The organism is Algoriphagus sp. 10J20-15, from assembly GCF_055809615.1.
Genome location: NZ_JBVVUG010000037.1, coordinates 1 through 22,139, shown reverse-complemented (window position 1 = coordinate 22,139; position 22,139 = coordinate 1). Strand labels below are relative to the sequence as shown.

24 protein-coding genes and 2 pseudogenes are annotated in these 22,139 nt (G+C 42.4%); 15 read left to right on the top strand and 11 right to left on the bottom strand.

Annotation, left to right across the window (positions count from 1 at the left end):
- Positions 1-2,185: 2,185 nt before the first annotated feature.
- From AC0L6R_RS16030 to AC0L6R_RS15985, 10 genes are all read left to right on the top strand, one after another.
- Entirely contained in the window at positions 2,186-2,950 is a 765-nt protein-coding gene (locus AC0L6R_RS16030) for a hypothetical protein (RefSeq protein ID WP_473272116.1), read from the top strand.
- 34 nt (positions 2,951-2,984) lie between these two features.
- Entirely contained in the window at positions 2,985-3,935 is a 951-nt protein-coding gene (locus tag AC0L6R_RS16025; protein WP_473272115.1) for a hypothetical protein, read from the top strand.
- A 64-nt stretch (positions 3,936-3,999) separates the two neighbouring features.
- Positions 4,000-4,728 carry a hypothetical protein gene (locus AC0L6R_RS16020; protein WP_473272114.1) on the top strand — a complete coding sequence of 243 codons (729 nt, stop codon included), beginning with the start codon at positions 4,000-4,002 and terminating at the stop codon, positions 4,726-4,728.
- Positions 4,725-4,949 carry a hypothetical protein gene (locus tag AC0L6R_RS16015; protein WP_473272112.1) on the top strand — a complete coding sequence of 75 codons (225 nt, stop codon included), beginning with the start codon at positions 4,725-4,727 and terminating at the stop codon, positions 4,947-4,949. The genes AC0L6R_RS16020 and AC0L6R_RS16015 overlap by 4 nt, the downstream gene beginning before the upstream one ends.
- Positions 4,950-4,986: 37 nt before the next feature.
- Positions 4,987-5,625 carry a hypothetical protein gene (locus AC0L6R_RS16010; protein ID WP_473272111.1) on the top strand — a complete coding sequence of 213 codons (639 nt, stop codon included), beginning with the start codon at positions 4,987-4,989 and terminating at the stop codon, positions 5,623-5,625.
- Between the two features lie 212 nt (positions 5,626-5,837).
- Complete coding sequence (locus AC0L6R_RS16005) at positions 5,838-6,455, top strand: T9SS type B sorting domain-containing protein (protein WP_473272110.1); 618 nt, start codon at positions 5,838-5,840, stop codon at positions 6,453-6,455.
- Positions 6,456-7,227: 772 nt separating this feature from the next.
- Positions 7,228-7,515: a hypothetical protein gene (locus AC0L6R_RS16000; protein ID WP_473272108.1), complete on the top strand. Its 288-nt coding sequence runs from the start codon at positions 7,228-7,230 to the stop codon at positions 7,513-7,515.
- Entirely contained in the window at positions 7,493-7,975 is a 483-nt protein-coding gene (locus AC0L6R_RS15995) for a hypothetical protein (RefSeq protein WP_473272107.1), read from the top strand. The genes AC0L6R_RS16000 and AC0L6R_RS15995 overlap by 23 nt, the downstream gene beginning before the upstream one ends.
- Position 7,976: 1 nt before the next feature.
- Positions 7,977-8,405 carry a DUF5675 family protein gene (locus tag AC0L6R_RS15990; protein ID WP_283414962.1) on the top strand — a complete coding sequence of 143 codons (429 nt, stop codon included), beginning with the start codon at positions 7,977-7,979 and terminating at the stop codon, positions 8,403-8,405.
- Positions 8,381-8,641 (top strand): hypothetical protein, encoded by a 261-nt coding sequence (locus tag AC0L6R_RS15985; RefSeq protein WP_473272105.1) that lies wholly within the window; start codon positions 8,381-8,383, stop codon positions 8,639-8,641. Before AC0L6R_RS15990 ends, AC0L6R_RS15985 begins: the two co-directional genes overlap by 25 nt.
- Before the next feature lie 3,039 nt (positions 8,642-11,680).
- On the opposite strand, the gene AC0L6R_RS15980 is transcribed toward AC0L6R_RS15985, so the two are convergent.
- The gene (locus AC0L6R_RS15980; RefSeq protein ID WP_473272103.1) at positions 11,681-11,938 is read right to left on the bottom strand and encodes a hypothetical protein; all 258 of its coding nucleotides are present in this window, start codon (positions 11,936-11,938) and stop codon (positions 11,681-11,683) included.
- A 407-nt stretch (positions 11,939-12,345) separates the two neighbouring features.
- Here AC0L6R_RS15980 and AC0L6R_RS15975 point away from each other — a divergent pair, with 407 nt between their 5' ends.
- The 5 genes from AC0L6R_RS15975 to AC0L6R_RS15955 all read left to right on the top strand — a co-directional run bounded on the left by AC0L6R_RS15975 (position 12,346) and on the right by AC0L6R_RS15955 (position 16,294).
- Positions 12,346-12,645, top strand: coding sequence for a hypothetical protein (locus AC0L6R_RS15975; RefSeq protein WP_473272101.1), 300 nt, complete (start codon positions 12,346-12,348; stop codon positions 12,643-12,645).
- Between the two features lie 178 nt (positions 12,646-12,823).
- Positions 12,824-13,204 carry a hypothetical protein gene (locus tag AC0L6R_RS15970; protein ID WP_473272099.1) on the top strand — a complete coding sequence of 127 codons (381 nt, stop codon included), beginning with the start codon at positions 12,824-12,826 and terminating at the stop codon, positions 13,202-13,204.
- A 49-nt stretch (positions 13,205-13,253) separates the two neighbouring features.
- Entirely contained in the window at positions 13,254-14,552 is a 1,299-nt protein-coding gene (locus tag AC0L6R_RS15965) for an SLC5/6 family protein (protein WP_473272098.1), read from the top strand.
- Positions 14,518-14,913: a hypothetical protein gene (locus AC0L6R_RS15960; protein WP_473272096.1), complete on the top strand. Its 396-nt coding sequence runs from the start codon at positions 14,518-14,520 to the stop codon at positions 14,911-14,913. Before AC0L6R_RS15965 ends, AC0L6R_RS15960 begins: the two co-directional genes overlap by 35 nt.
- 412 nt (positions 14,914-15,325) lie before the next feature.
- Positions 15,326-16,294, top strand: coding sequence for a hypothetical protein (locus tag AC0L6R_RS15955; protein ID WP_473272095.1), 969 nt, complete (start codon positions 15,326-15,328; stop codon positions 16,292-16,294).
- Between the two features lie 256 nt (positions 16,295-16,550).
- Here AC0L6R_RS15955 and mnmE read toward each other — a convergent pair whose 3' ends face one another.
- The 10 genes and pseudogenes from mnmE to AC0L6R_RS15905 all read right to left on the bottom strand — a co-directional run.
- Positions 16,551-17,933, bottom strand: coding sequence for a tRNA uridine-5-carboxymethylaminomethyl(34) synthesis GTPase MnmE (mnmE, locus tag AC0L6R_RS15950; protein WP_473272094.1), 1,383 nt, complete (start codon positions 17,931-17,933; stop codon positions 16,551-16,553).
- Positions 17,930-18,382 carry a thioredoxin family protein gene (locus AC0L6R_RS15945; protein ID WP_473272093.1) on the bottom strand — a complete coding sequence of 151 codons (453 nt, stop codon included), beginning with the start codon at positions 18,380-18,382 and terminating at the stop codon, positions 17,930-17,932. The genes mnmE and AC0L6R_RS15945 overlap by 4 nt, the downstream gene beginning before the upstream one ends.
- Before the next feature lie 272 nt (positions 18,383-18,654).
- A complete protein-coding gene (locus tag AC0L6R_RS15940) occupies positions 18,655-19,482 on the bottom strand; it encodes a metal ABC transporter permease (RefSeq protein ID WP_473272131.1) in 828 nt (275 codons plus the stop codon).
- Between the two features lie 59 nt (positions 19,483-19,541).
- The gene (locus tag AC0L6R_RS15935) at positions 19,542-20,177 is read right to left on the bottom strand and encodes a metal-dependent transcriptional regulator (protein ID WP_473272130.1); all 636 of its coding nucleotides are present in this window, start codon (positions 20,175-20,177) and stop codon (positions 19,542-19,544) included.
- Entirely contained in the window at positions 20,161-20,205 is a 45-nt protein-coding gene (locus AC0L6R_RS15930) for a hypothetical protein (protein WP_473272129.1), read from the bottom strand. Before AC0L6R_RS15930 ends, AC0L6R_RS15935 begins: the two co-directional genes overlap by 17 nt.
- A gap of 11 nt (positions 20,206-20,216) precedes the next feature.
- Positions 20,217-20,399, bottom strand: a complete 183-nt coding sequence (locus AC0L6R_RS15925; protein ID WP_473272092.1) for a hypothetical protein — start codon at positions 20,397-20,399, stop codon at positions 20,217-20,219.
- A 156-nt stretch (positions 20,400-20,555) separates the two neighbouring features.
- On the bottom strand, positions 20,556-20,846 hold the full coding sequence (locus AC0L6R_RS15920; RefSeq protein WP_473272090.1) for a metal ABC transporter permease: 291 nt from the start codon (positions 20,844-20,846) through the stop codon (positions 20,556-20,558).
- A gap of 1 nt (position 20,847) precedes the next feature.
- Positions 20,848-21,636: pseudogene (locus AC0L6R_RS15915) on the bottom strand (metal ABC transporter ATP-binding protein).
- A gap of 78 nt (positions 21,637-21,714) precedes the next feature.
- A pseudogene (locus AC0L6R_RS15910) lies at positions 21,715-21,963 on the bottom strand (metal ABC transporter solute-binding protein, Zn/Mn family); the annotation flags it as partial.
- Positions 21,932-22,139: metal ABC transporter solute-binding protein, Zn/Mn family (locus AC0L6R_RS15905; RefSeq protein WP_473272088.1), on the bottom strand; the 208-nt coding region annotated here is incomplete at its 5' end. The pseudogene AC0L6R_RS15910 and the gene AC0L6R_RS15905, both read right to left, overlap by 32 nt.

Below are 22,139 nucleotides of genomic sequence, written 5' to 3'. Positions count from 1 at the left end.
AACATCGGTCACCCAACACCAGCTATCTCGATCCGTGGTCTGTGTCTCACAGACCATTTCCTTTCTGTTGTCCTGCTTCTACAGAAGCTGGACTCAACTGCTAGCAGATACAAACCAAGCCCCCCTTTCCATGGTCTAAGTCTCACAGATCCAACTAACCCTGACTTTTGCTATTGCATTCTCAGGACAGCCTTTCAATGGTTTAATTGTATGTTGTTCATTCAACATTTCTAACAATGATGGCTACCCGTTTCCATCTTGCTGGCATACCGAATTCATCTCCGAATGAGGATTCTGGGCCAGCGCTGGTAAAACCTTATACTTCTTTGAGCTGGGGTTGAAACCCCAGCCTATTGACTACAATCCTATTTCTTGACCGCTTACTACTTCATCATTCGACATTCGAAATTTTACATTCATCATTATTAACAACTAACATCGGTCACCCAACATCCAACACCAGCTATCTCCATCCGTGGTCTGTGTCTCACAAACCATTTTTTCTTATCTGTTGTCCTGCTTCTCCAGAAGCTGGACTCAACTACTACCAGATAAAGAACAAGCCCCGAACTTCCACTCATTTTAAATTTTAAATTCTCAATTCCTCCTCACCGGACACCGGACGTCCAACATCCATCTCACATCCGAAATTGATTCGGATTTCATCTTGCTGGTACCTCGGTTTCATCTCCGCTAGACGATTCCGGGCCAGCGCTGGTTAACAATTACATCCTTAAACACCGGGTTAAAACCCGGCGCTACAAATTTGCCATGCCTACGGCATTGTTCAGTTTCCAACTTCTGTTGTCCTGCTTCTCCAGAAGCTGGACTCAACTGCTAGCAGATACAAACCAAGCCCCCCTTTCCATGGTCTGAGTCTCACAGACCCAACTATCCATGACTTTTGCTATTGCATTCTCAGGACTGCCTTTCAACGGCTTGATTGAATGTTTTTCATTCAACATTTCTAACAATAATGGCTACCCGTTTCCATCTTGCTGGCATACCGAATTCATCTCCGATAGACGATTCCGGGCCAGCGCTGGTGAACGATTACAACCTTAAACACCGGGTTAAAACCCGGCGCTACAAATTTGCCATGCCTACGGCATTGTTCAGTTTCCAACTTCCCTGCTTTCAAACCTCCGATACCCGCCAACTCCTAACTGCCACCCGCGAAAAGAAATTGCAATGTGGTAGAACCTCTGCTGTTCGTAAGGGCGCGGTGGGAAGCTGAAATAGCGGGGCAGGCGGCTGGAATGCGCGTTGAAGCATTATTTCAGCAAGCCTTTTGGTTACTTTTGGGCTCAAAAGTGACAAGAAAGAAACCATCTGGCTCGCCTCCCTTCGTTTCTCACAGATCATTTCCTTTCTGTTGTCCTGTTTCTCCAGAAGCTGGACTCAACTCTTACCAGATAAAGAACAAGCCCCGAACTTCCACCCATTTTAAATTTTAAATTCTCAATTCCTCCTCACCGGACACCGGGCATCCATCTCACATCAGAAATCCGAAATCGATTCGGTTCATCTTGCTGGCACAACACCGCGTCTCCGCTAGACGATTCTGGGCCAGCGCTGGTGAACGATTGCGACCTTCATCCCAGGTGTTCGAAACCCTGGGCTACCCATATTGCATACCTACGGCATGCTCTCCAAATTCCAGATCTCTTACCATTTTAAATTCTCAATTCCTTTATTTTAAATTGTAGCCAACCAACACTTGTCCGCCGTGGCGGAACCTCCACCCATTTTAAATTTTAAATTCTCAATTCCTCCTCACCGTACAACCAACATCCAACATCCATCTCACATCCGAAATCGATTCTGGTTCCTTCTTGCTGGCATTTTGTCATCGTCTCTGAATAATGACCCTCGGCCAGCGCTGGTTAAATATATTTCTTTTTTGACCCGGGGTTAACCCCGATAGCTATCGTGGCTTGGGCTACCGCATAGCTTATCTTCAGCATGCATTTTGGATCTTATTATCCATTATCCTGGGCTACCAATAAATTGTCTCTACAGGACTATTTCATAATTTCATTTATCACCTATTTAGATTCGAATCAACATTCGCCCAATTAGAAAAAAGCGTTTAAAATAAATCTAAGTCAGTCAACTAGGAATTAAAAATATTAGAATTACTTTCAGGAGCGAAAACTAAGTCTTTTTTATTTACCCACTACAGATGATTGCGGACATTAACTCTGGAAAGTTTATATTCCTTTATTTAATTCTAGTTTTTTTTGGAATTTTTCAGGAGTTGAAAGCTCAAAATGATTATAGAGTTCCATTCAAACACCGAATTGGCTCATCTAACGTCCCCAATAATATTTTTCAAATTCGAGGGGACTTCACAATAATTGGAAATATCAACCTCACCGCAAAAAATTACTCGGATACAATAGATAATTCAATCCAGGATATGATTTTTATAGATATTGACGAGGTTCCTGACACATTTAACTCCTCATCTGCCACCTTGCTTTTTTCTGACGAAAATGGTGCAGACCCAAACTGCACTGATATAGTTTACGCAGGTCTCTATTGGTCTGGTAGGGTTCAAACAGCCGGAATGACATTTGAGCTTACCAAAAGCGAGGGGTTTCTAGATCCAGTCACTTTGGATCGAAAAATAGACGCTGTAGGACACGACCAAGAATTGGAATATTTAGCATTCAATGTCTATGTGGCCGTAATGTTTGACTCGGACAATAAACCTTTTCCGCAGTATGAATTTGTATCAAAGGATGGTAAAAATTTCTATATCATCCGTTTTAATAATGACAATACAATAGATTACGATATTAATCAATCCGGATGGCAAGCATTAGAAGACCTTCAGATTAAAGAAGAAAATGGGACAGCCACGGCTACCTTCAAGCCAATAAAGGACACAGCTAATGGAATGAGTTATAGCTTCTATGGGGTAAAACGTCTCATTAGCAACTGACTACAATGATTTTATAGCAGGTGACAATTCCATTATGGTAGAAACTTCTGGTACATATACACCCATAGCTTACTATACGCAGGAGTTTGACAAGAGGAAATTGAAACTTAAGCCACCTGGCGCGGCGGATTATCAAGAGATAAAATCCGCAGGAAATGCTATCCTGTTTCCGGATCAGGAGTTCAGGGAGATGTATGTTGGCTATGCAGATGTTACTGATCTTGTTAAAGAATACGGGGCAGGGTCTTATACCGTAGCTGATCTTGCTTTGATGGAGGGTAATTCTGATGGAACAGGGATGTATGGGAGCTGGGGACTTATAGTAGTTTATCAAAACTCCAAGATGGACTTCAGGGATGTTACCATTTTTGACGGATATACCTACATTGAATCTTTGGAAGGAGAGGTTCAAAATGGAGAACTGGAGATCAAAGGATTTGGAGCCATTCAGCAAGGACCGGTAAAAATGAAACTGGGAATTATGGCAGGTGAAGGTGATAAAAATATAGGGGGGGACTATTTGGAAATAATGGATCAAACAGGCAATTGGAGCCGGTTAAGCCATCCGGGAAATAGTACAGATAACTTCTTCAATTCTTCTATATACACTCCTGTCCGGATCAAAAATGGTGACCTTGTGGAGAACAAGAGGTTTCCAAATTTAAAAGACAACATGGGACTTGATCTGGTCAATTGGGAAGTGCCTAATTCAGACAATTCCCTGATAACAAACAATCAATCTTCTGCGAAATTTCGTTTCGGCACAAATCAAGATCTTTATTCCTTATATGTTTTTGCATTTTCAGTGACCAGTTACACGCCAAATATAGAAGCAAACAACAAACTGATAAGTATAAATGGTGCTCCTGCTGATGACTCTTCGGCTGTAAAACCCGGAGAAGAGGTAACCTTACAGGTGGATATAAGAAATTACGGGACTGAGGCTACAGAGCAAAACAAACTCGTGATTCCTTTGCGCTTATAATGCGCACTATGTTGATGCAGAAATCACTCCAAATGGTTTTGGAACTGTCACTTTTGATCCTAAAATGGGAATATCCGGCTCTATCGTCTGGGATTTGGGAGATATTCCATTGTTAGACTCCCGCGATGAAATCATCGCTTCATTAAGGGATACTTTAAAATTTACGGAAGATTGCTTTTTGTTGGCCAATGATTATTGTGAGTCATTATTAACTGTAAGTGGATCGATCTCAGGGACAGGTAGTATTTCAAAGCAGCATTTTTCCGAACTTCCTTTTATCAAAGGGTATAAAGAGGGTTCATGTGGAGGAAATACAATCTTTGGCCCCCTAGAAATTCCTATTTCAGGAAAAGCAGAGTTTATAGCAAGTAATTGCCAGGACTTCGAATTGTATACCAATCTTAAGTTTGATAATATCCCCGTATTCTGCCAAAGAGAAAAACCAACAGACTTGGCGGATCTAATCACTCCGTCTCAGGAAGGGTTTGAAGTTTACTTTTTTACCGAAGAGTATGGTGGCACTCCTTTGACCAATTACTATGTCAACACTGCTTTGGTAGGCACTGAAAAGGTCTGGGTTTCTGAAGGCCCTCAAGGAAGCTGTACGGGAATACGAATTCCTTTAGAATATACTGTAAAAGCTTCCAGCTTACCTCCAGCAATATCTAATTCGACTTATTGTATGAGTGCAGAAGTATTTCCTTTTAATTTTTCACCTGATGCAGGTTATACTTTATTGAATATTATGAAGATAATGACCCAAGTACCTCACCAACGAGAATTGCACCTATGATCGATCTTTCTACTCCAGAAAAGTATTCGATATGGGTTAGTCAAGTAAAAGAGGGAGAATGTGAAAGTCCAAGAAAGCAAGTTTCAATTTCTATCGAAGACTGTAGTATTAATCATGATATACAAGTGTCTGTTACCTCTAATGTTGAAAATTTCACTACCGAAGGAGAAGAAATTATCTTTACCATAACTATAAAAAATCCTGGAGAATGCTCTTTTTAATGTATTCGTTTATGAAAATTTACAAGAATCTAATTGGGTGATTTCAGAACTAGGCCCAATGGAGGAAGTATCTTATCAAATAATTCATTCTGCTACATCAATGGATTTGGAAAATGAATTTTTAGAAATATTTGCTGAAGCAAATGGACATGACGAAATGGGAACTGTTTTTTCTGACAATGATAGCAAAGTATTACCCGGCTTCACCTTTGTGGAAGGATTTTTAGATTATTCGCTAATCATAGAGGAGCCTACCTGTGGGATAGGAGGAAACGAAATGGGACAGGTCTCTCTGTCCTGGGCACAGGTACAAAGTGGCTCTTATATGCTTGCTGATCTACTGACAGGTTTAGTTACCCAAGAAGCAGCTTTTGATGAACTAACTCAATTGATAATAGAAGCACTGCCTGGAAACTATTCTTTAGATCTTGTAGATAGCGAAGGACATAGTTTTCAAATCAGTTATATAACTATTGGAGATAGAGTTAATGAAGAACTAGAATTTAGAGTGCCTGATAGGGTCGTAGCATGTGCGGAGTATATTTGGTTTCCTGAATCAGATTCAAATATCGTTTTAGCTTTAACTGCCCCAGACGGTACCAATGTGCCTCGTAATCAAGATGGAAGTTTTTTGCTGGTACAAACGGGAACCTATTCTGTCCTGGAACTAATCTGAATTCTGGTTTTTGTCCAGCGGAAAAATCCTTTGAGTCAGAAATCACACAACCTTATACTATTGAAATTGACCTACGTCCTTTCTGCAGCGAAGACAGTTCAACGACTGTAGATCTGCTAACCAACTCCGATGGATTATCTATCAGTTGGTTCCAGAATAGCTCCAATGGAAATAAAAAGCTGGATCTTTTTGATAATAGCAGACAAATGATCGTGTCTGAGGAGGGAAACTATCAAGTAACGCTGAGTGATACGAATGGCTGTTTGATTGGTAGAACGGATTTTGAGGTACTACGATCTTCCACGGATCCTCCAGCATTAAACAGCTTATATTCTTTTTGCCCAGATAGTAATGAAGGTGTTGAAATCGAAGCAGGAGACAGGTTTACGGAGGTAAGCTGGATGCTCAATGGGAATAGAGTAAGTAATGAACGTGTTTTTATTCCTGAAGAAGCCGGTCAATATCAATTGGAAGCAAAAGATTTGCTAGGGTGTTCCTTCTTCTCAGAATTTGTAGTAGAAAAGAAATGTGAACCAGAATTGAGATTTCCAAATGCTATCTGGATTAATGATCCAAATAGATTTTTCGAAATATATCCTGACAACCTAATCGATGAAATTGAAGTAAAAATATTCAACCGGTGGGGACAATTGATTTATCACTGTGAGGATAATGCGCCTAATATTGAAAAAAAATCCAGCTGTGTGTGGGATGGTACATTTAATGGAGTAAATGTTTCCAATGGAAGCTATGCTACAATAATTAATTTCAAAAATTATAAGCTGAACCAAGCTCAAACTATTAGAACTTCTATTATGGTAATTGACTAGAATGAAGATAGCGTGAGGCTTTTAGGGATCAAATTCTTAGGTTCATTCTTGAAGGTAAAAAAAGGGTAGAGCAAATTGCTATCGTTTTTCTTTGTCAACATTCAAGGTTCCTTAATTCTATCCTTCGCTCTTTTACTTCCGAATTGATCGGACCTGCTTTTATCCCAAAGAGGCATTTAAGGCTTTCTGCATATCTGCACCTGTATTTTGTTCCTTTTGACTCCCTGCTGTGGGCAGGGTCTCAGAAGTATCGAGAGAGAAAAATTTAAGTTAAGCCACAAAGGTTAATCGGGGAGTTCGCGATTGTACCAAATGATCCCTACTCTGAGATATGATTAATCTTGTTGGCGGCACTTCTTCTTCTCCGGATCTCGATTAGGCGTCAGGGCTGCTGGACCACTAAATCCTGAATCCCGTCGAAACCCTGACCTGCCTAACATGGTGGGGCTACAACAAGACTGGCCTCCAACCTGTTTTCTGACTTCCAATTAGATTTCTCTTGCATCAGCATCTTTCGAATAGTATAACAATCTCCTTTGTTTGTCGAAATGACCCTGTAACGCGATCTCAGTACACTAAACCTACAGCCCCCAAACCTCCCGCCATCCTACACCGAACCTCCTACACCGGACACCGGACAGCCAACATCCAACATCCAACACAGGTACAAAATCAACTATTCCGAAGCCTGCGAACATAACGCACATTCAATTGATATCCAGGCTTATAGGGATGAATTTTCCTGCATGTTTCACTTAAACCCCATATACTTATGGCAAAACAAGCAGGAGTAATTACACTGAATGGAAAGGTAGGAAGACTCTCTTTCTACAAATCCAAAGACGGATACCTCGCCCGTGAAAAAGGAGGTGTCAGCAAGAGCCGCATCATGAATGATGCACGCTTTGCACGTACCCGGGAGAACCTCAAAGAGTTCGCCGATAATGCTACTTCAGCCAAACTCGTTCGGGATGCTTTACGTCCGGTAATCGCTAAGATTGGAGACAGCAGACTGAGTCAGCGAATCACCCAGGGTAATGATGAAGGTGCTGCAATCTGATCTTGTCAATAACCGAGGAGAACGGATGGTACGTGCAGGCGACTGGAGTCTACTGAAAGATATGGAGCTGAATGCTTCCAGTTCCCTGGGTAGTACGCTCTTTTTGGAAACTACCTACACGGATTCCCCAACGGCATGGGCGGTAGCCATCCCGGCTTTTGTCCCTCAGGATTATGTGGCAGTACCTAGAGGTGCAACCCACTTGAGGATATCGGCTACAGGAGTGGGTTTGGATTTCTCGACAGGTGCAAGAGCAGTGCAAACTGCTGCTTCAACTTTGCTTCCGGTAATCGATCCGGCTGTGGCAATCAATCTATCCGTTGATAAAGCCCTGCTTCCTGGGACGCACAGAGCTTTTGTTCTCAGTGTGGAATTTGTCCAGATGGTGAATGGCAGCGAGTACTCCATTAACAATGGGGCGCACAATGCGGCCAAGATGGTTGGAGTAGAGCAGGTTTAAGATGAGACTGGTACTTCACCGCAAGTACAAAGCAACAGTAACCCTTGGGAGATTATTTCTAGGGCAGAAGCAGCTCTGCTTTACCCGTGAGCCTCCCAAGGCCTGCTTTGGAAAAGAGATCGCCTGTCTGGAAGAAGGAGTGTACGAGCTGGAAGCTATGCATTCCGAGGGGAAAGGCTGGGAGATAGGAATAGGGGACAAAGGTAAAATCTCTTCTTACCAAGGAGAAGATAAGCTGGAATCCAGTTCCCTCTATCCTGTGACCAGCTATAGAGCCGACGGTACACCGCTATTCACCAAACTAGCATTTCTCCAGTTGATGGAGAGACTGGAGTCTGAATGGGAGCGGGGGGAGATTGTAGAGTTGCAGATAGTATCAGAGCAAGTTCCTTATCTCCTTGAATCATGTCTGCAGCGGAGCTATTGCTAAGTCTGGCAGGGGTGGTGACCATGATGCTGCTTTCGGTGATTGCTTACTTTCTAAAATTGCTGATAGAGGATACAAGGCAGTTAAGGGATGAGTTAGCCAAGTTGAAAGAGCTCTTTTACCGCCTGGAAGCCGAACAGGCAGTGATAAAGAATGTGATGCAGCGTACCCACAGTCCTAGGATTCGCAGATCCTCTCGAACGAAGCAAGAGGATCCTTCGGGCTGCACCACTCTGTAATCGCATTCTGCAAGAAGCTCTTGATTCAGGCAATTTGTATTTAAGCCGGAGGGGATTCCTCTCCGGTTTTTTTTATACCAGTTCCAATAGGGGAGCATCAACATTCACCCGTTAGAATGGCCATTATTGTCCTGCTTCTCCAGAAGCTGGACTAAACTGCAACCAGATATAGACCAAGCCCCTAACTTCCACCCATTATAAATTTTAAATTCTCAATTCCTCATCACCGGACACCGGGCATCCATCTCACATCAGAAATCCGAAATCGATTCGGTTCATCTTGCTGGCACAACACCGCGTCTCCGCTAGACGATTCTGGGCCAGCGCTATTGAAACCTTATACTTCTATAAGCTGGGGTTGAAACCCCAGCCTATTGAATACAATCCTATTTCTTGACCTCTTCCTACTTCATCATTCGATATTCGAAATTTTACATTCATCATTAACAACACCTAACATCGGTCACCCAACATCCAACACCAGCCATCCCCATCCGTGGTCTGTGTCTCACAGACCCAACTATCCATGACTTTTGCTAATACATTCTACTGACTGAATTTCAACGGTTTAATTGTATGTTGTTCATTCAAGATTTCTAACAATGTAGACTATCCGTTTCCATCTTGCTGGCATACCGAATTCATCTCCGAATGACGATTCTGGGCCAGCGCTATTGAAACCTTATACTTCTATAAGCTGGGGTTGAAACCCCAGCCTATTGAATACAATCCTATTTCTTGACCTCTTCCTACTTCATCATTCGATATTCGAAATTTTACATTCATCATTAACAACATCTAACATCGGTCACCCAACATCCAACACCAGCTATCTCCATCCGTGGTCTGTGTCTCACAAACCATTTTTTCTTACCAAAGAAATCCGAAATCAATTCTGGTTCCATCTTGCTGGCATTTGGTAATCGTCTCCGAATGACGATTCCGGGCCAGCGCTGGTGAACGATTACAACCTTAAACACCGGGTTAAAACCCGGCGCTACAAATTTGCCATGCCTACGGCATTGTTCAGTTTCCAACTTCCCCGCTTTCAAACCTCCGATACCCGCCAACTCCTAACTGCCACCCGCGAAAAGAAATTGCAATGTGGTAGAACCTCTGCTGTTCGTAAGGGCGCGGTGGGAAGCTGAAATAGCGGGGCAGGCGGCTGGAATGCGGGTTGAAGCATTATTTCAGCAAGCCTTTTGGTTACTTTTGGGCTCAAAAGTGACAAGAAAGAAACCATCTGGCTCGCCTCCCTTCGTTTCTCACAGATCATTTCCAACTTCTGTTGTCCTGCTTCTCCAGAAGCTGGACTCAACTCTTACCAGATAAAGAACAAGCCCCGAACTTCCACCCATTTTAAATTTTAAATTCTCAATTCCTCCTCACCGGACACCGGACATCCATCTCACATCCGAAATCGATTCTGGTTCCATCTTGCTGGCATACCGAATTCATTTCCGAATGACGATTCCGGGCCAGCGCTGGTAAAACCTTATACTTCTTTGAGCTGGGGTTGAAACCCCAGCCTATTGAATACAATCCTATTTCTTGACCTATTCCTACTTCATCATTCGACATTGGAAATTTTACATTCATCATTAACAACATCTAACATCGGTCACCCAACACCAGCTATCTCCATCCGTGGTCTGTGTCTCACAGACCCAACTATCCCTGACTTTTGCTATTGCATTCTACTGACTGAATTTCAATGGTTTAATTGCATATTCTCCATTCAACATTTCTAACAATGTAGGCTATCCGTTTCCATCTTGCTGGCACTTCGCCTTCGTCTCCGAATGACAATTCTGGGCCAGCGCTGGTTAACAATTACATCCTTAAACACCGGGTTAAAACCCGGCGCTACAAATTTGACATGCCTACGGCATTGTTCAGTTTCCAACTTCCCTGCTTTCAAACCTCCGATACGCGCCAACTTCTAACTGCCACCCGCGAAATGAAAATGCAATGGTAAAACCTCTGCTGTTCGTAAGGGCGCGGTGGGAAGCTGAAATAGCGGGGCAGGCGGCTGGAATGCGGGTTGAAGCATTATTTCAGCAAGCCTTTTGGTTACTTTTGGGCTCAAAAGTGACAAGAAAGAAACCATCTGGCGCGCCTCCCTTCGTTTCTTACAGATCATTTCCTTTCTGTTGTCCTGCTTCTCCAGAAGCTGGACTCAACTACTACCAGATAAAGAACAAGCCCCGAACTTCCACCCATTTTAAATTTTAAATTCTCAATTCCTCCTCACCGGACACCGGGCATCCATCTCACATCAGAAATCCGAAATCGATTCGGTTCATCTTGCTGGCACAACACGCGTACTCCGATAGACGATTCCGGGCCAGCGCTGGTAAAACATTATACTTCTATAAGCTGGGGTTGAAACCCCAGCCTATTGACTACAATCCTATTTCTTGACCTCTTCCTACTTCATCATTCGATATTCGAAATTTTACATTCATCATTAACAACATCTAACATCGGTCACCCAACATCCAACACCAGCTATCTCCATCCGTGGTCTGTGTCTCACAGACCATTTTTTCTTATCTGTTGTCGCTGCTTCTCCAGAAGCTGGACTCAACTCTTACCAGATAAAGAACAAGCCCCGAACTTCCACCCATTTTAAATTTTAAATTCTCAATTCCTCATCACCGGACATCCAACATCCAACATCCATCTCACATCCGAAATTGATTCGGTTTCCATCTTGCTGGCACCAGGCATTCGTCTTCGATAGACGATTCCGGGCCAGCGCTGTTGAAACCTTATACTTCTATAAGCTGGGGTTGAAACCCCAGCCTATTGACTACAATCCTATTTCTTGACCTCTTCCTACTTCATCATTCGATATTCGAAATTTTACATTCATCATTTTTAACAACTAACATCGATCCCCCAACACCAGCCATTTCCATTCATGGTCTGTGTCTCACAGACCCAACTATCCATGGTTTTTGCTATTGCATTCTCAGGACAGCCTTTCAACGGCTTGATTGAATGTTTTTCATTCAACATTTCTAACAATAATGGCTACCCGTTTCCATCTTGCTGGCACCAGGCATTCGTCTCCGATAGACGATTCCGGGCCAGCGCTGGTAAAACCTTATACTTCTTTGAGCTGGGGTTGAAACCCCAGCCTATTGAATACAATCCTATTTCTTGACTCCGAATGACGATCTCGGGCCAGCGCTGTAGAACGATTGCGACCTTAATCTCAGGGTTGAAACCCTGGGCTACCCCATATTGCATACCTACGGCATGCTCTCCAAATTCCAGATCTCTTACCATTTTAAATTCTCAATTCCTTTATTTTAAATTGTAGCCAACCAACACTTGTCCGCCTTGGCGGAAACTCCACCCATTTTAAATTTTAAATTCTCAATTCCTCATCACCGCTCACCCGGCATCCACATACCGCTTTGGGTATCCTTAGGAGCAATGGTATCATTAGCTGGCTGTATAGCAGAAAACTGAGAAATTCGGGAAAGGGTCATCAGTTTTGTTTGCTGGAAACTTTTGTATATGAATGTTTTAATTGGAATTCTCTAACAGGAATAATCTACATGTAAGAATTTTTAAATAGCATTCGAAAATCACTTGCAAATCGATTTTTTATTCATGTAACTTGCAGACATTTCCTGGATATAAAGATGTATAAAAAGCTTATTACGTACTTCCTTGGCCTAATTTGGCTCGTGAGTCTATCCGCTTTTTTGTCATTTCAGCCGCATTCCGAAAATAGCAGAACTGGAGAGCGGAGATTAGTGACTGTACAGGAATCTGTATCTCCTGTAGTTTATTACTTCGGTTCCAACTACAGTCCAAAGACTCCACCGTTTTGCATAGATTGGTCTGTTTGGTCTAAGTTTAATTCGACCTGGATTCCATTTGAAGTTGAGGTTGGAGAGGCTTTTCTTCATTCTTCATTTTTTAAAAAGTCCCTTCCTTTATTTGATGTGAAGGAGACTTTTATACATTTTTTCCATACCTGGTAGAGGATATAAAAGCCATGAGCCTTTGACTGGCTCAGTACTCTTTTTACATATCCTTACTATCATCAGAATGTTTGAAATTGAACCTGTGACATTACTCATGTCATGCTTACTGATGTGCGCATTTTGCGTACCGTTCATTTATTATGGACAAAAAAACACGAAGATATCCAAAGCCCTGATGGCAAAACTAGTTGAACTTGCCAAGTTTCAGGGAGCTAACCCTACCGAGGTAGAGAGCTGGAGATTCCGCTATGCCTTGGGCTTGGATGTAAAGCATAATGTGCTAACCTATTTGCGTCAAGATACTGAAAGCCTGAGCTATAATTTGAATTTATCAGAGTTTAAAGCAGTCAAACTTATCAAAAAATATCAAGAGGTAAATGGTAAACCCCAGACTCAAAAACTGCCGGAATACGTTGCCTTGGAGCTTATTCCAGTTGCTTCAGGTGCGCAAGTGATTAGTTTGGAGATCTATGACGGTGAGCTGTATTCAGATCTGATGGGAGAGACAGTTTTGGCCGAAAAATGGGTGGGTATTTTAAATAAACAATTGAATTAAATCTAATCAAGGGTGTCCGCATGGGCACCCTTATTTCTTGGTAAATTATATGGGAAAGCAAAGCGATTCCTGGGGCTCTAGGACAGGGCTGATACTTGCCATGGCAGGTAATGCAGTTGGACTTGGCAATTTTTTAAGGTTTCCAGTTCAGGCCGTCCAAAATGGAGGAGGGGCATTCATCATTCCGTACCTGGTCTGTTTTGTATTGATGGGGATTCCCCTGCTCTTTACAGAATGGTCTATAGGTAGGTTTGGTGGGAGGCATGGCAATCATAGCACTCCTTATATTCTGGATTCCATGAGTAGAAGTTCCTGGTGGAAATACATAGGCGTCTTTGGGATTTTTACCAACGTAGCTGTAGTAGCCTATTATACTTACATAGAATCCTGGACTTTTATATATGTGATCCACACCCTGCTTGGGACATTTACCCAAATGTCTCAAGCAGATGTAAGTGGGTTCTTTGTACACTATGTCAACTTGAGTGGCTCAAATTTTGGCATTCCCTTTCTGCCTGTTGTTGTCTATGTGTTGGTTTTGGGTATCAATATTTATATCCTTTCTACCGGACTTGGCGGTATTGAGAAAGTAGCCAAAATCGGAATGCCACTTCTTATATTATTTGGAGCAGTACTAGCTTTCAAAGGATGGACTATGGGCACCGAAAATGCATCTCCTTCTTTTCCGGATGCAAATGCCTGGGATGGAATCAATTTCCTATGGACCCCACAATATAGTTCCCTGCTAGATCCAAAAGTTTGGCTTGCAGCGGCAGGGCAGATATTTTTTACCTTATCTGTGGGAATGGGCTCTATTCAATGCTATGCTTCCTATTTAAAGGAAAACGAAGATCTAGCGCTGAATTCCCTTACTTCGGGTTTTACCAATGAGTTGGTGGAAATTGTACTGGGAAGCGCCATCGTTATCCCCATAGCTGCAGGCTTTCTTGGTCTAGACTGGGTGATCGAAAATGCCGGTTTCGGTATGGCTTTTCAAACAATGCCTTACCTGTTTGTACAGTGGGGAGAAGTGTTCGGTGCTATAGCAGGTATTTGTTGGTTTGGTCTACTTTTCTTTGCCGGAATCACTTCATCACTCGCTATGGGAACTCCCTGGATGGGATTCATGCAGGATGAGTTTGGCTGGGGCAAAGCTAAAGGAGCACTCAGCTTTGGTGTACTCGCATTGGTGATGGGATTGCCTACCATTCTTTTTTATCAATATGGATATTTTGATGAATACGATTACTGGGCAGGAACAGTGAGTCTAGTGGTTTTTGCGCTGTTGGAAATGATTCTATTTACCTGGGTTTTTGGAATGGATAAAGGTTGGTCTGGAACTGAATAGAGGAGCAGATATACGCATTCCAGTTGCTTACAAATGGATCATGAAATACATTACTCCAATACTATTGTTGTTGGTACTCACAGCTGCATTGATCACACCTCAGGGAAATGATTGGGCTGGAGCTATTGCAGGCTTAGTAAACGGAGAGGGTTGGAAGCTTGACTCGGGGTCTCTCATTTCAAAGGTTTCTCATGAAGAATTAAAACTTCACCTGATAAATGATCCGGAGAATGCTTTGCTGTACACTAATAAAATTTTCTTCTCATCTCTGGCACGAATCCAACTGGTTGCCCTGTTTTTATTCATCGTAGGGTTGGTGTGGTATTCAGGTGTCAAACGTAAATCACTTTCCCATGAATAGTTCAGCCTTAATTCTCAGTATTACAGTTCAGCTGTTGGTGGTCTTCTTTACAGCTTATTGCTTTTACCAAGTGTTGAAGAAGCCCAAGTCAAATTAAAGTATGTGATTATCCGCAATGATGCCAGTTGCCTTAGAGTCTTTGTTTATTTGGTCGGAAGACCGATGACCGAAGACTCCCGCATTGGCGGGACAGGCTGAACCGGAGTCAATTCTTAAGTACAACATATTCTTATTTGCTTTTAACTCCATACTGGCACAAAATCCAATGAAAAATGACACAGGCTATTGGATTAAGCAGCTACATATAAGTGTTTGTAGAATTAAACTCCTTGTGTATAGTGACTAGTTTACTTTCAAAGTGTTACTCAATCCCATCGAATAAATGGGCAAAATCTACTTCTCTTAGCATACAATGCATTTACAAAAGGTCATCCCTTTGATCGCCTTTATTTTGGCAACTTATTCTGTTATTGGCAATGATGTCATTCAGACATTAGGAACATTTCTCACGTCTAATCATAAAAAGAAATGGTGGGTTTTGTGGTTCTATGCTGCCTCCATTTTAACCATAGTACTGGTTTACGGTTGGGTTACTCATCAGGGAGACGTTTCCTTTGGGAGGTTGAACATGATCCCACTTCCGGAAAACATGCCTTATTGGTATATAATCCCGCCTATAGTGTTGATCATTCTTACCAGGTTTGGTCTTCCGGTTAGTACCACTTTTATGATCTTAAGTGTGTTTTCATCGCAGGCCGTTATTGAAAAGATGATCCTGAAGTCCGTTTTAGGATACGCAGTAGCATTTGTTTTTGCCTTTGCGATTTATCTTTTGATAGCAAAGCGATTTGAGTCAAAAGAAAGCATCTCCAGATCAGAGAAAGACAAAGCAAAAAAAGGCTGGCTTGTAGCACAATGGCTGTCCACTGGTTTGCTATGGTCGCAATGGTTGGTACAGGATTTTGCAAATCTCTATGTGTATTTACCTAGGCAATTGACTTTGACAGAATTGGTCACTTCCTTAATCATCATTTTGGTGCTAATGGCTCATCTCTTTAGATCCAGAGGCGGTAAGATTCAGGGAATTGTACACTCTAAGGCAAACACCCAGCATATTCGCTCGGCAACCTTTATAGATCTTACCTATGCCATCGTATTGTTTCTGTTTACAGAGCTGAGCAACGTGCCCATGAGCACCACTTGGGTATTTATCGGGATCTTGGCCGGTCGTGAAATTGCGATCAGTTACCGTCTCAATAAAAGCGAAATCGCTAATTCCAGAAAACAAATATTCAGGGACTTATATAAAGTCAATATAGGATTGATTGTAAGTATTTTGCTGGCTTATGCAGTCGGAATGCTAAACGTAATGAAAATATAATAGGAGTGGTTTGGGGTCAGTAGGGAATGTTTCCTTGCATTGGAATAACTGGCTTTTGCCTTATTCATTTAAGGGGAGGGGTCGATTTCGGGGCTAAAGTTTCAGAAGAATCCCCCGTTTCAGTTGGTGTCTAGCTTTTTCATATTCACCGCTAATACATTCTAATAATCACGAAGATAGAGAAACATAAAGCCTTATAAACATGAGGATTATAGGGCTTTGATTGAATGACTATTGAGTTGTACTGTTTGGAGGATTATTTGCCGATACAGAAATTCCTAAAAATATTCTCCAACAAATCATCCGTGGTGATTTCCCCTGTGATCTCACCGAGGAAGTGCAGGGAGCGGCGAATATCCATGGCCACAAAGTCGTTTGTCACTTGATTATCCAAACCAGCAAGGATATCCAATAAGGACTCACGGGTTTTGACTAAAGAATCGTAGTGACGAACGTTGGTCACTACCGTATTGCCTGTTCTGAATTTGTCAAGATTTACCAGTACAAGAATTCTGGATTTGAGTTCTTCCAGATTTTCTTTTTTTCCTGCAGAGATAAAAATAGTATCAGGGTGCTTCTCTTTTAACTCACTAATTAACTGTGTATTACCTTTGTCTACCTTATTCGCAACTTTTAAGAAAGGGACGCCTTGATTTTCCAGTTTATTTACATCACGATTGATCTCTACCAAGTCTGTATCCCCCAAATCGAAGAGATATAAAATCAAGGAGGCAGACTTCATTTTCTCCTGAGTTCGGCTGACGCCTATGGCTTCAATGGTATCAGTTGTCTCTCGTAAACCAGCAGTATCTATAAATCGGAAGATTACTCCGCCTATATTAATTTCGTCTTCGATGAAGTCACGAGTAGTACCCGCGATCTCCGAAACGATTGCTTTTTCCTCATTGAGTAGGGCATTGAGTAGGGTGGACTTTCCGGCATTTGGCTTTCCGGCGATCACCGTAGGCACACCATTTTTGATCACATTTCCCAGATCAAAACTCAAGATCAATTCTTCCACCACACGAAGTAAGCGCTCCACAAGGGCTCTCAATTCTTCCCGACTGGCAAACTCCACATCCTCCTCACCAAAATCCAACTCCAATTCTATCATTGAAGCAAAATGTATTAACCTAGATCTAAGTTCCTGTATTTCAGAACTGAATCCACCACGCATCTGGCTTAGTGCAGCTTGATGTGAAGTTTCAGAATCGGCATGAATCAGGTCGGCTACAGCTTCTGCTTGCGCCAGATCGAATTGTCCGTTCAGAAATGCCCGCTGAGTGAATTCTCCAGGCTTAGCTGGACGCGCACCTTTGCGGATAAATAATTTGAGAACTTGATTGATGATATAGGAGGAGCCGTGAGTGGAGATTTCCACCACGTTTTCTTTGGTAAATGATTTGGGAGCAATGAAAAGAGAAACCAAGACTTCATCGATGATTTTTTCTCCATCGCGGATGGTTCCAAAATGTATCGTGTGAGATTCCTGTTTTTCCAGGTTTTTCCCAAAAAAGACCTCGTTCGTAAGTTGGATAGCGTCTTTGCCGGAGAGGCGGATCACTGCAATGGCTCCAACTCCCTGAGGAGTGGCCAATGCTATGATTGTATCATTTTGCTCGGAAAGTGAAAAACTCATTTTGTGCCGAATCCATTATGTATGATCTGATCTAAACCTTCCAAAAATTGTGCGGGCTGTCTATAGCCTGGCATTTGGGTGATATTTTTTAAAGTGGGATCTATAATCACAAAGTTTGGATAGGATTGAACACGCATAGCTGCTGCCATTTTTGCTTCAGAGTATTTCTTTCCTTTGAAGTCAAATTCGCGCTTGTTGTCCTCAGCATTCATTTTCACAGCGTAAAATTTCTCATTGATGTACTTTATGACATCTGGATCTGTGAAGGTTTCCTTATCCATTTTTTTGCACCAGCCACACCAGTCTGTATATACATCCACTAAAAGCATTTTTGGATTTGCTTCTGTAGCGGCTACAGCCTCCTCAAATTTTAGCCATTCTATTTTATCCTGTGCTTGCGCAAAATTGGCAGTGAGTAAAAGAAGGCCTATGAATACTAATTTTTTCATGTATTAGATGTATGTTTTTGAAGTCAATTAGATAACTACTGCCTGAGATTGGTTTAAGTTATAATTATCCAATTAAGTGACTTTTTTAAAACTCAGAATTAAGATTATTTGTGTATTCACCATTTTCCCAATAAAGAGCTAGAAGCAAAAGAAGAATTGGTAAACACTACAATAAATGTGGCTTCGGTCATCGGTCTTCTGTCTTCCGTCTAGTTAATCAAAGAAAATAAAGCTACTGGCATTAAAATGAATAATAATTAAAATCCCAAACTTCAATTCTCCAACGGCTCAATGGAAGTGGAAGTTCCGAAAAGCAAATTAGGTTTAATGCTTTTAACTAAAGCACTTCCTAAGAATACTACTCCGGCCACGGCAACCATCATTCCAGCTATGGAGCTATCCACCAAGTATGCCATATAATATCCCGCTATTGCGATAAAAATACCTAATGTACAGGTAAGTTTGATAAGCGAGGTTAATTTTTTAGTCCATAGGAAAGCTGTAGCAGGAGGGACCACCAAAAGAGCAACCACCAAAATGGCTCCAACGGCTTCAAAGCTGCTAACGGTGGTGTAGGAAACCATACTCATCAAAGCCAGGTTGATAGCTCCAGCAGGAAGCCCAATGACCAAGCCAAAGTTTTCATCGAAACTTGTAAGCGTTAACTCCTTATATAATAGAAATATAAAGGTGCTTACCAAAACTAAATTCAAGACCGCTAAATAGGTGATTCTAGGACCCATACTGAATCCTGCTTTTGTGATCCAAAGGTCAATCGGCAGGTAGGCAATCTCTCCATACAGCACACATTCCTGATCAAGGTCCACCTTGTAGGCAAGCATATTGATCAGGATAATTCCTACTGCAAATAACAATGTAAATGTGATTCCTATGGATGCATCTAGCTGCACTTTAGCTTTGTTTTTCAACCAATTGATAATCAGCGTTGCTAAAATACCAAGGAGGCCAGCTCCAATAATAACCTCTAGCCCTCGCTGACTTCCTGATACAAAAAAGCCAATTACAATTCCGGGAAGCACTGCATGAGAAATGGCATCTCCCGTCATCGACATTTTGCGAAGCATCATAAATACACCCAGCAGTCCACAGGAAATGGAGATGATCGAGGCGGTTAGAATGATTAGAAAGGCGTTTTAGGTCAAAGCTCATCGTTGTCGCGGGGGATAGTCTCCTGGTGAGGATCGAGTTTAGGATAATTTAGCCTGTTCTCCAGCAAAGCTTCAAGTTCAGGGGTAAGTATATGTTCTAGCTTTTCGGCAGAATCATGCACGTGATCCGGGGCAATATTCATGTACTCATTGAGGTAAAGTTCCCATAGTCTGTGTAATCTCACGATTCGCTTTGCTTCTGATTTTCCTTTTGTAGTGAAGTCTATAAAACCTTGATTATTAGTCAATAAATTAGATTTGATTAAATCATCAATAGTTTGCTTTGTTTCACGCTTTTTGTAGGGAAAGGACTGATACATTTCCTCTATAGGGAAGGAACTCTGGCCTTTTTCTGTTCCGTGGAAAATTGCTTTTAGTATGTGATCTTGATTCGTTTTTTTCAAGTAATACCTTCTGGCAATGAAGCGGGAAAGCACTCCTTTTTTTGGTGCGAAAAGAAAAGAAATGAAAGCGAAAAGAGAGAGGAATACTACTACCCATGGACCTGTTGGCATCTGTGGAATCACAAAGGAAACCAAGGTACCCATGATTCCGGAAACTGCTGAAAATGCTCCAGCTATCAACAAAAGCTTACCGAGCTTGTCTGTCTCAGAATCTGGCTGCAGCTCCGGGAGCGATCAGCAAGGCTGCCATCAACACAACTCCTATAGCTTGGATTCCAATACACTACAGGCCAGAATCAGTCGTACGTTGAATCTCAAGCGAATCGCACCCATCGGGTAACCTGTCGATTTTCCAAAAAGCTCAGCGTCGAATACCAGCATGGTGGAGAATACCTTGCGGAATGCTGAGAGTGTAATGATGATCAGTACAGCTAAACCTGCCATAGATATAGAGGTCTTCTCCCAGAATGGCTATTGCATTTCCAAAAATGAACTGGTTAAGTCCTGCCGTTTCCGGGTTGCCTGATTTTTGAATTACGGTGAGCAGAACAGCTCCGGAATCCAAAGAAAATGGATAGGATAGAGGCGATGATGGCATCGTCACTTAAGCCTGTGATGGCCTCCGTACCAGGAAGTAAGAAAGGTAGCCAAAGCGCCGGATAGAAATGCTCCGGTTACTATGTATATGGGATTCTTTTCCCCCGCCAGCATAAAGCCCAAGCAAATACCTGAAAGTACCGCATGGGAAATCGCGTCTCCGAGCAGAGCCTTTTTGTCAAGGAAACTATAGGTTCCTACATAAGCAGATCCTATCCCCAAAAGGGTAATCCCAATCACCACAAAAGCAATGGAGGCATCCTGAAAAGTAAAGAAATAGACAAAGTCGCTCATATCAGCTTTTCAAAGGATTGAAGTCTTTCTGTCGAATAATATCGGTGACCTTGGTAAGCAGGTTGAGCTACCACCATACGTTTTGCGAAGTAGTTCTTCTGTGACCACCTCTGCTTTTGGGCCTGATGCTACCAAATGCAGGTTTAGCATAATGATCCAGTCAAAGTAGTTCATGGCAGAATGTATGTCGTGATGTACCACGATGACGGTCTTACCTGCTGCGGTCATTTCTTGCAATAGCTGGAAAATGGCAGTTTCTGTTGCCATATCTACTCCGGCAAAAGGTTCGTCCATCAAATACAGATCTGCTTCCTGAGCCAAAGCTCTCGCGATGAAAACCCGCTGCTGCTGCCCTCCAGAAAGCTCAGATATTTGTCTGTTCACAAAAGATTGCATTCCGACTTTCTCCAGGGTATCCATGGCGATTTTCTTTTCCTTTTTTCCAGGTCTACGGAAAAGTCCAAGTTTACCGTAAGTCCCCATCATCACCACATCAAGCACAGAAGCAGGGAAATTCCAATCCACCGATTCCCGCTGAGGTACATAGCTAATACGGCTCCTGACATCGTTTAACTCCCGGTCAAAAATCTTCACGTATCCGCCAGTAACGGGAACCAAGCCCATAATTGCTTTGATGAGCGTGGATTTACCTGCGCCGTTAGGACCAAGTATTCCGATCAGTTTCCCAGCTGGGAAGGCTCAAGTCCACATTCCGAAGAACCGGACTTTCATCATAACTAACAGTCAGATCATGTCTTTCTAAAATAGGTGATTCTACGTTTATAATCACTGCGTAGAGGCTTTCAAAAATTACTTGAACATTGGTTTTCACCATTCCTATGTAGGTACCGGCTGGAGATTCTGGAGCTCCCAAACTATCTGTATACAATGGGCCGGCCAGTATAATTTCGTGGTTTTGATTTGCACAGCCAGCGACCACAGCTTCTATAGCTTTTGGAGAGATCGTCTGCTCAGCAAACACCGCATGGATATTTCGCTCCACTATAAAACTTACCAGGCCTGTCAGATCTCTAGTCCAGGTGTAACTCAAAGTAGAAAGACCCTGAAGTCCCAAAACCTCCAAGTCATAAGCTCTTCCAAAATAAGAGAAGGGCATCGTGGGCAGTGATAAGCGCTTGATTGGCTTGGCGAAGCTGCGCCACCTTGGTAAGGTTGTCCTGATGCAAGGAAGCTAATTGGGCAAGGTAGTCTTCTGTGTTTTTGTTGACTACTGATTTCCACTCTGGCTGCCATTTGATAATTTCTTTCGCGCCGTGCTCCAGTGCCAAAGAC

Coding starts and splice junctions, on each gene's coding strand:
- AC0L6R_RS16030 (WP_473272116.1), top strand. CDS start 2,186: ATGATTGCGGACATTAACTCTGGAAAGTTTATATTCCTTTATTTAATT.
- AC0L6R_RS16025 (WP_473272115.1), top strand. CDS start 2,985: ATGGTAGAAACTTCTGGTACATATACACCCATAGCTTACTATACGCAG.
- AC0L6R_RS16020 (WP_473272114.1), top strand. CDS start 4,000: ATGGGAATATCCGGCTCTATCGTCTGGGATTTGGGAGATATTCCATTG.
- AC0L6R_RS16015 (WP_473272112.1), top strand. CDS start 4,725: ATGATCGATCTTTCTACTCCAGAAAAGTATTCGATATGGGTTAGTCAA.
- AC0L6R_RS16000 (WP_473272108.1), top strand. CDS start 7,228: ATGGCAAAACAAGCAGGAGTAATTACACTGAATGGAAAGGTAGGAAGA.
- AC0L6R_RS15995 (WP_473272107.1), top strand. CDS start 7,493: ATGATGAAGGTGCTGCAATCTGATCTTGTCAATAACCGAGGAGAACGG.
- AC0L6R_RS15990 (WP_283414962.1), top strand. CDS start 7,977: ATGAGACTGGTACTTCACCGCAAGTACAAAGCAACAGTAACCCTTGGG.
- AC0L6R_RS15985 (WP_473272105.1), top strand. CDS start 8,381: ATGTCTGCAGCGGAGCTATTGCTAAGTCTGGCAGGGGTGGTGACCATG.
- AC0L6R_RS15980 (WP_473272103.1), bottom strand. CDS start 11,938: ATGGTAAGAGATCTGGAATTTGGAGAGCATGCCGTAGGTATGCAATAT.
- AC0L6R_RS15970 (WP_473272099.1), top strand. CDS start 12,824: ATGGCAAAACTAGTTGAACTTGCCAAGTTTCAGGGAGCTAACCCTACC.
- AC0L6R_RS15965 (WP_473272098.1), top strand. CDS start 13,254: ATGGGAAAGCAAAGCGATTCCTGGGGCTCTAGGACAGGGCTGATACTT.
- AC0L6R_RS15955 (WP_473272095.1), top strand. CDS start 15,326: ATGCATTTACAAAAGGTCATCCCTTTGATCGCCTTTATTTTGGCAACT.
- mnmE (WP_473272094.1), bottom strand. CDS start 17,933: ATGAGTTTTTCACTTTCCGAGCAAAATGATACAATCATAGCATTGGCC.
- AC0L6R_RS15945 (WP_473272093.1), bottom strand. CDS start 18,382: ATGAAAAAATTAGTATTCATAGGCCTTCTTTTACTCACTGCCAATTTT.
- AC0L6R_RS15925 (WP_473272092.1), bottom strand. CDS start 20,399: ATGGCAGGTTTAGCTGTACTGATCATCATTACACTCTCAGCATTCCGC.
- AC0L6R_RS15920 (WP_473272090.1), bottom strand. CDS start 20,846: ATGAGCGACTTTGTCTATTTCTTTACTTTTCAGGATGCCTCCATTGCT.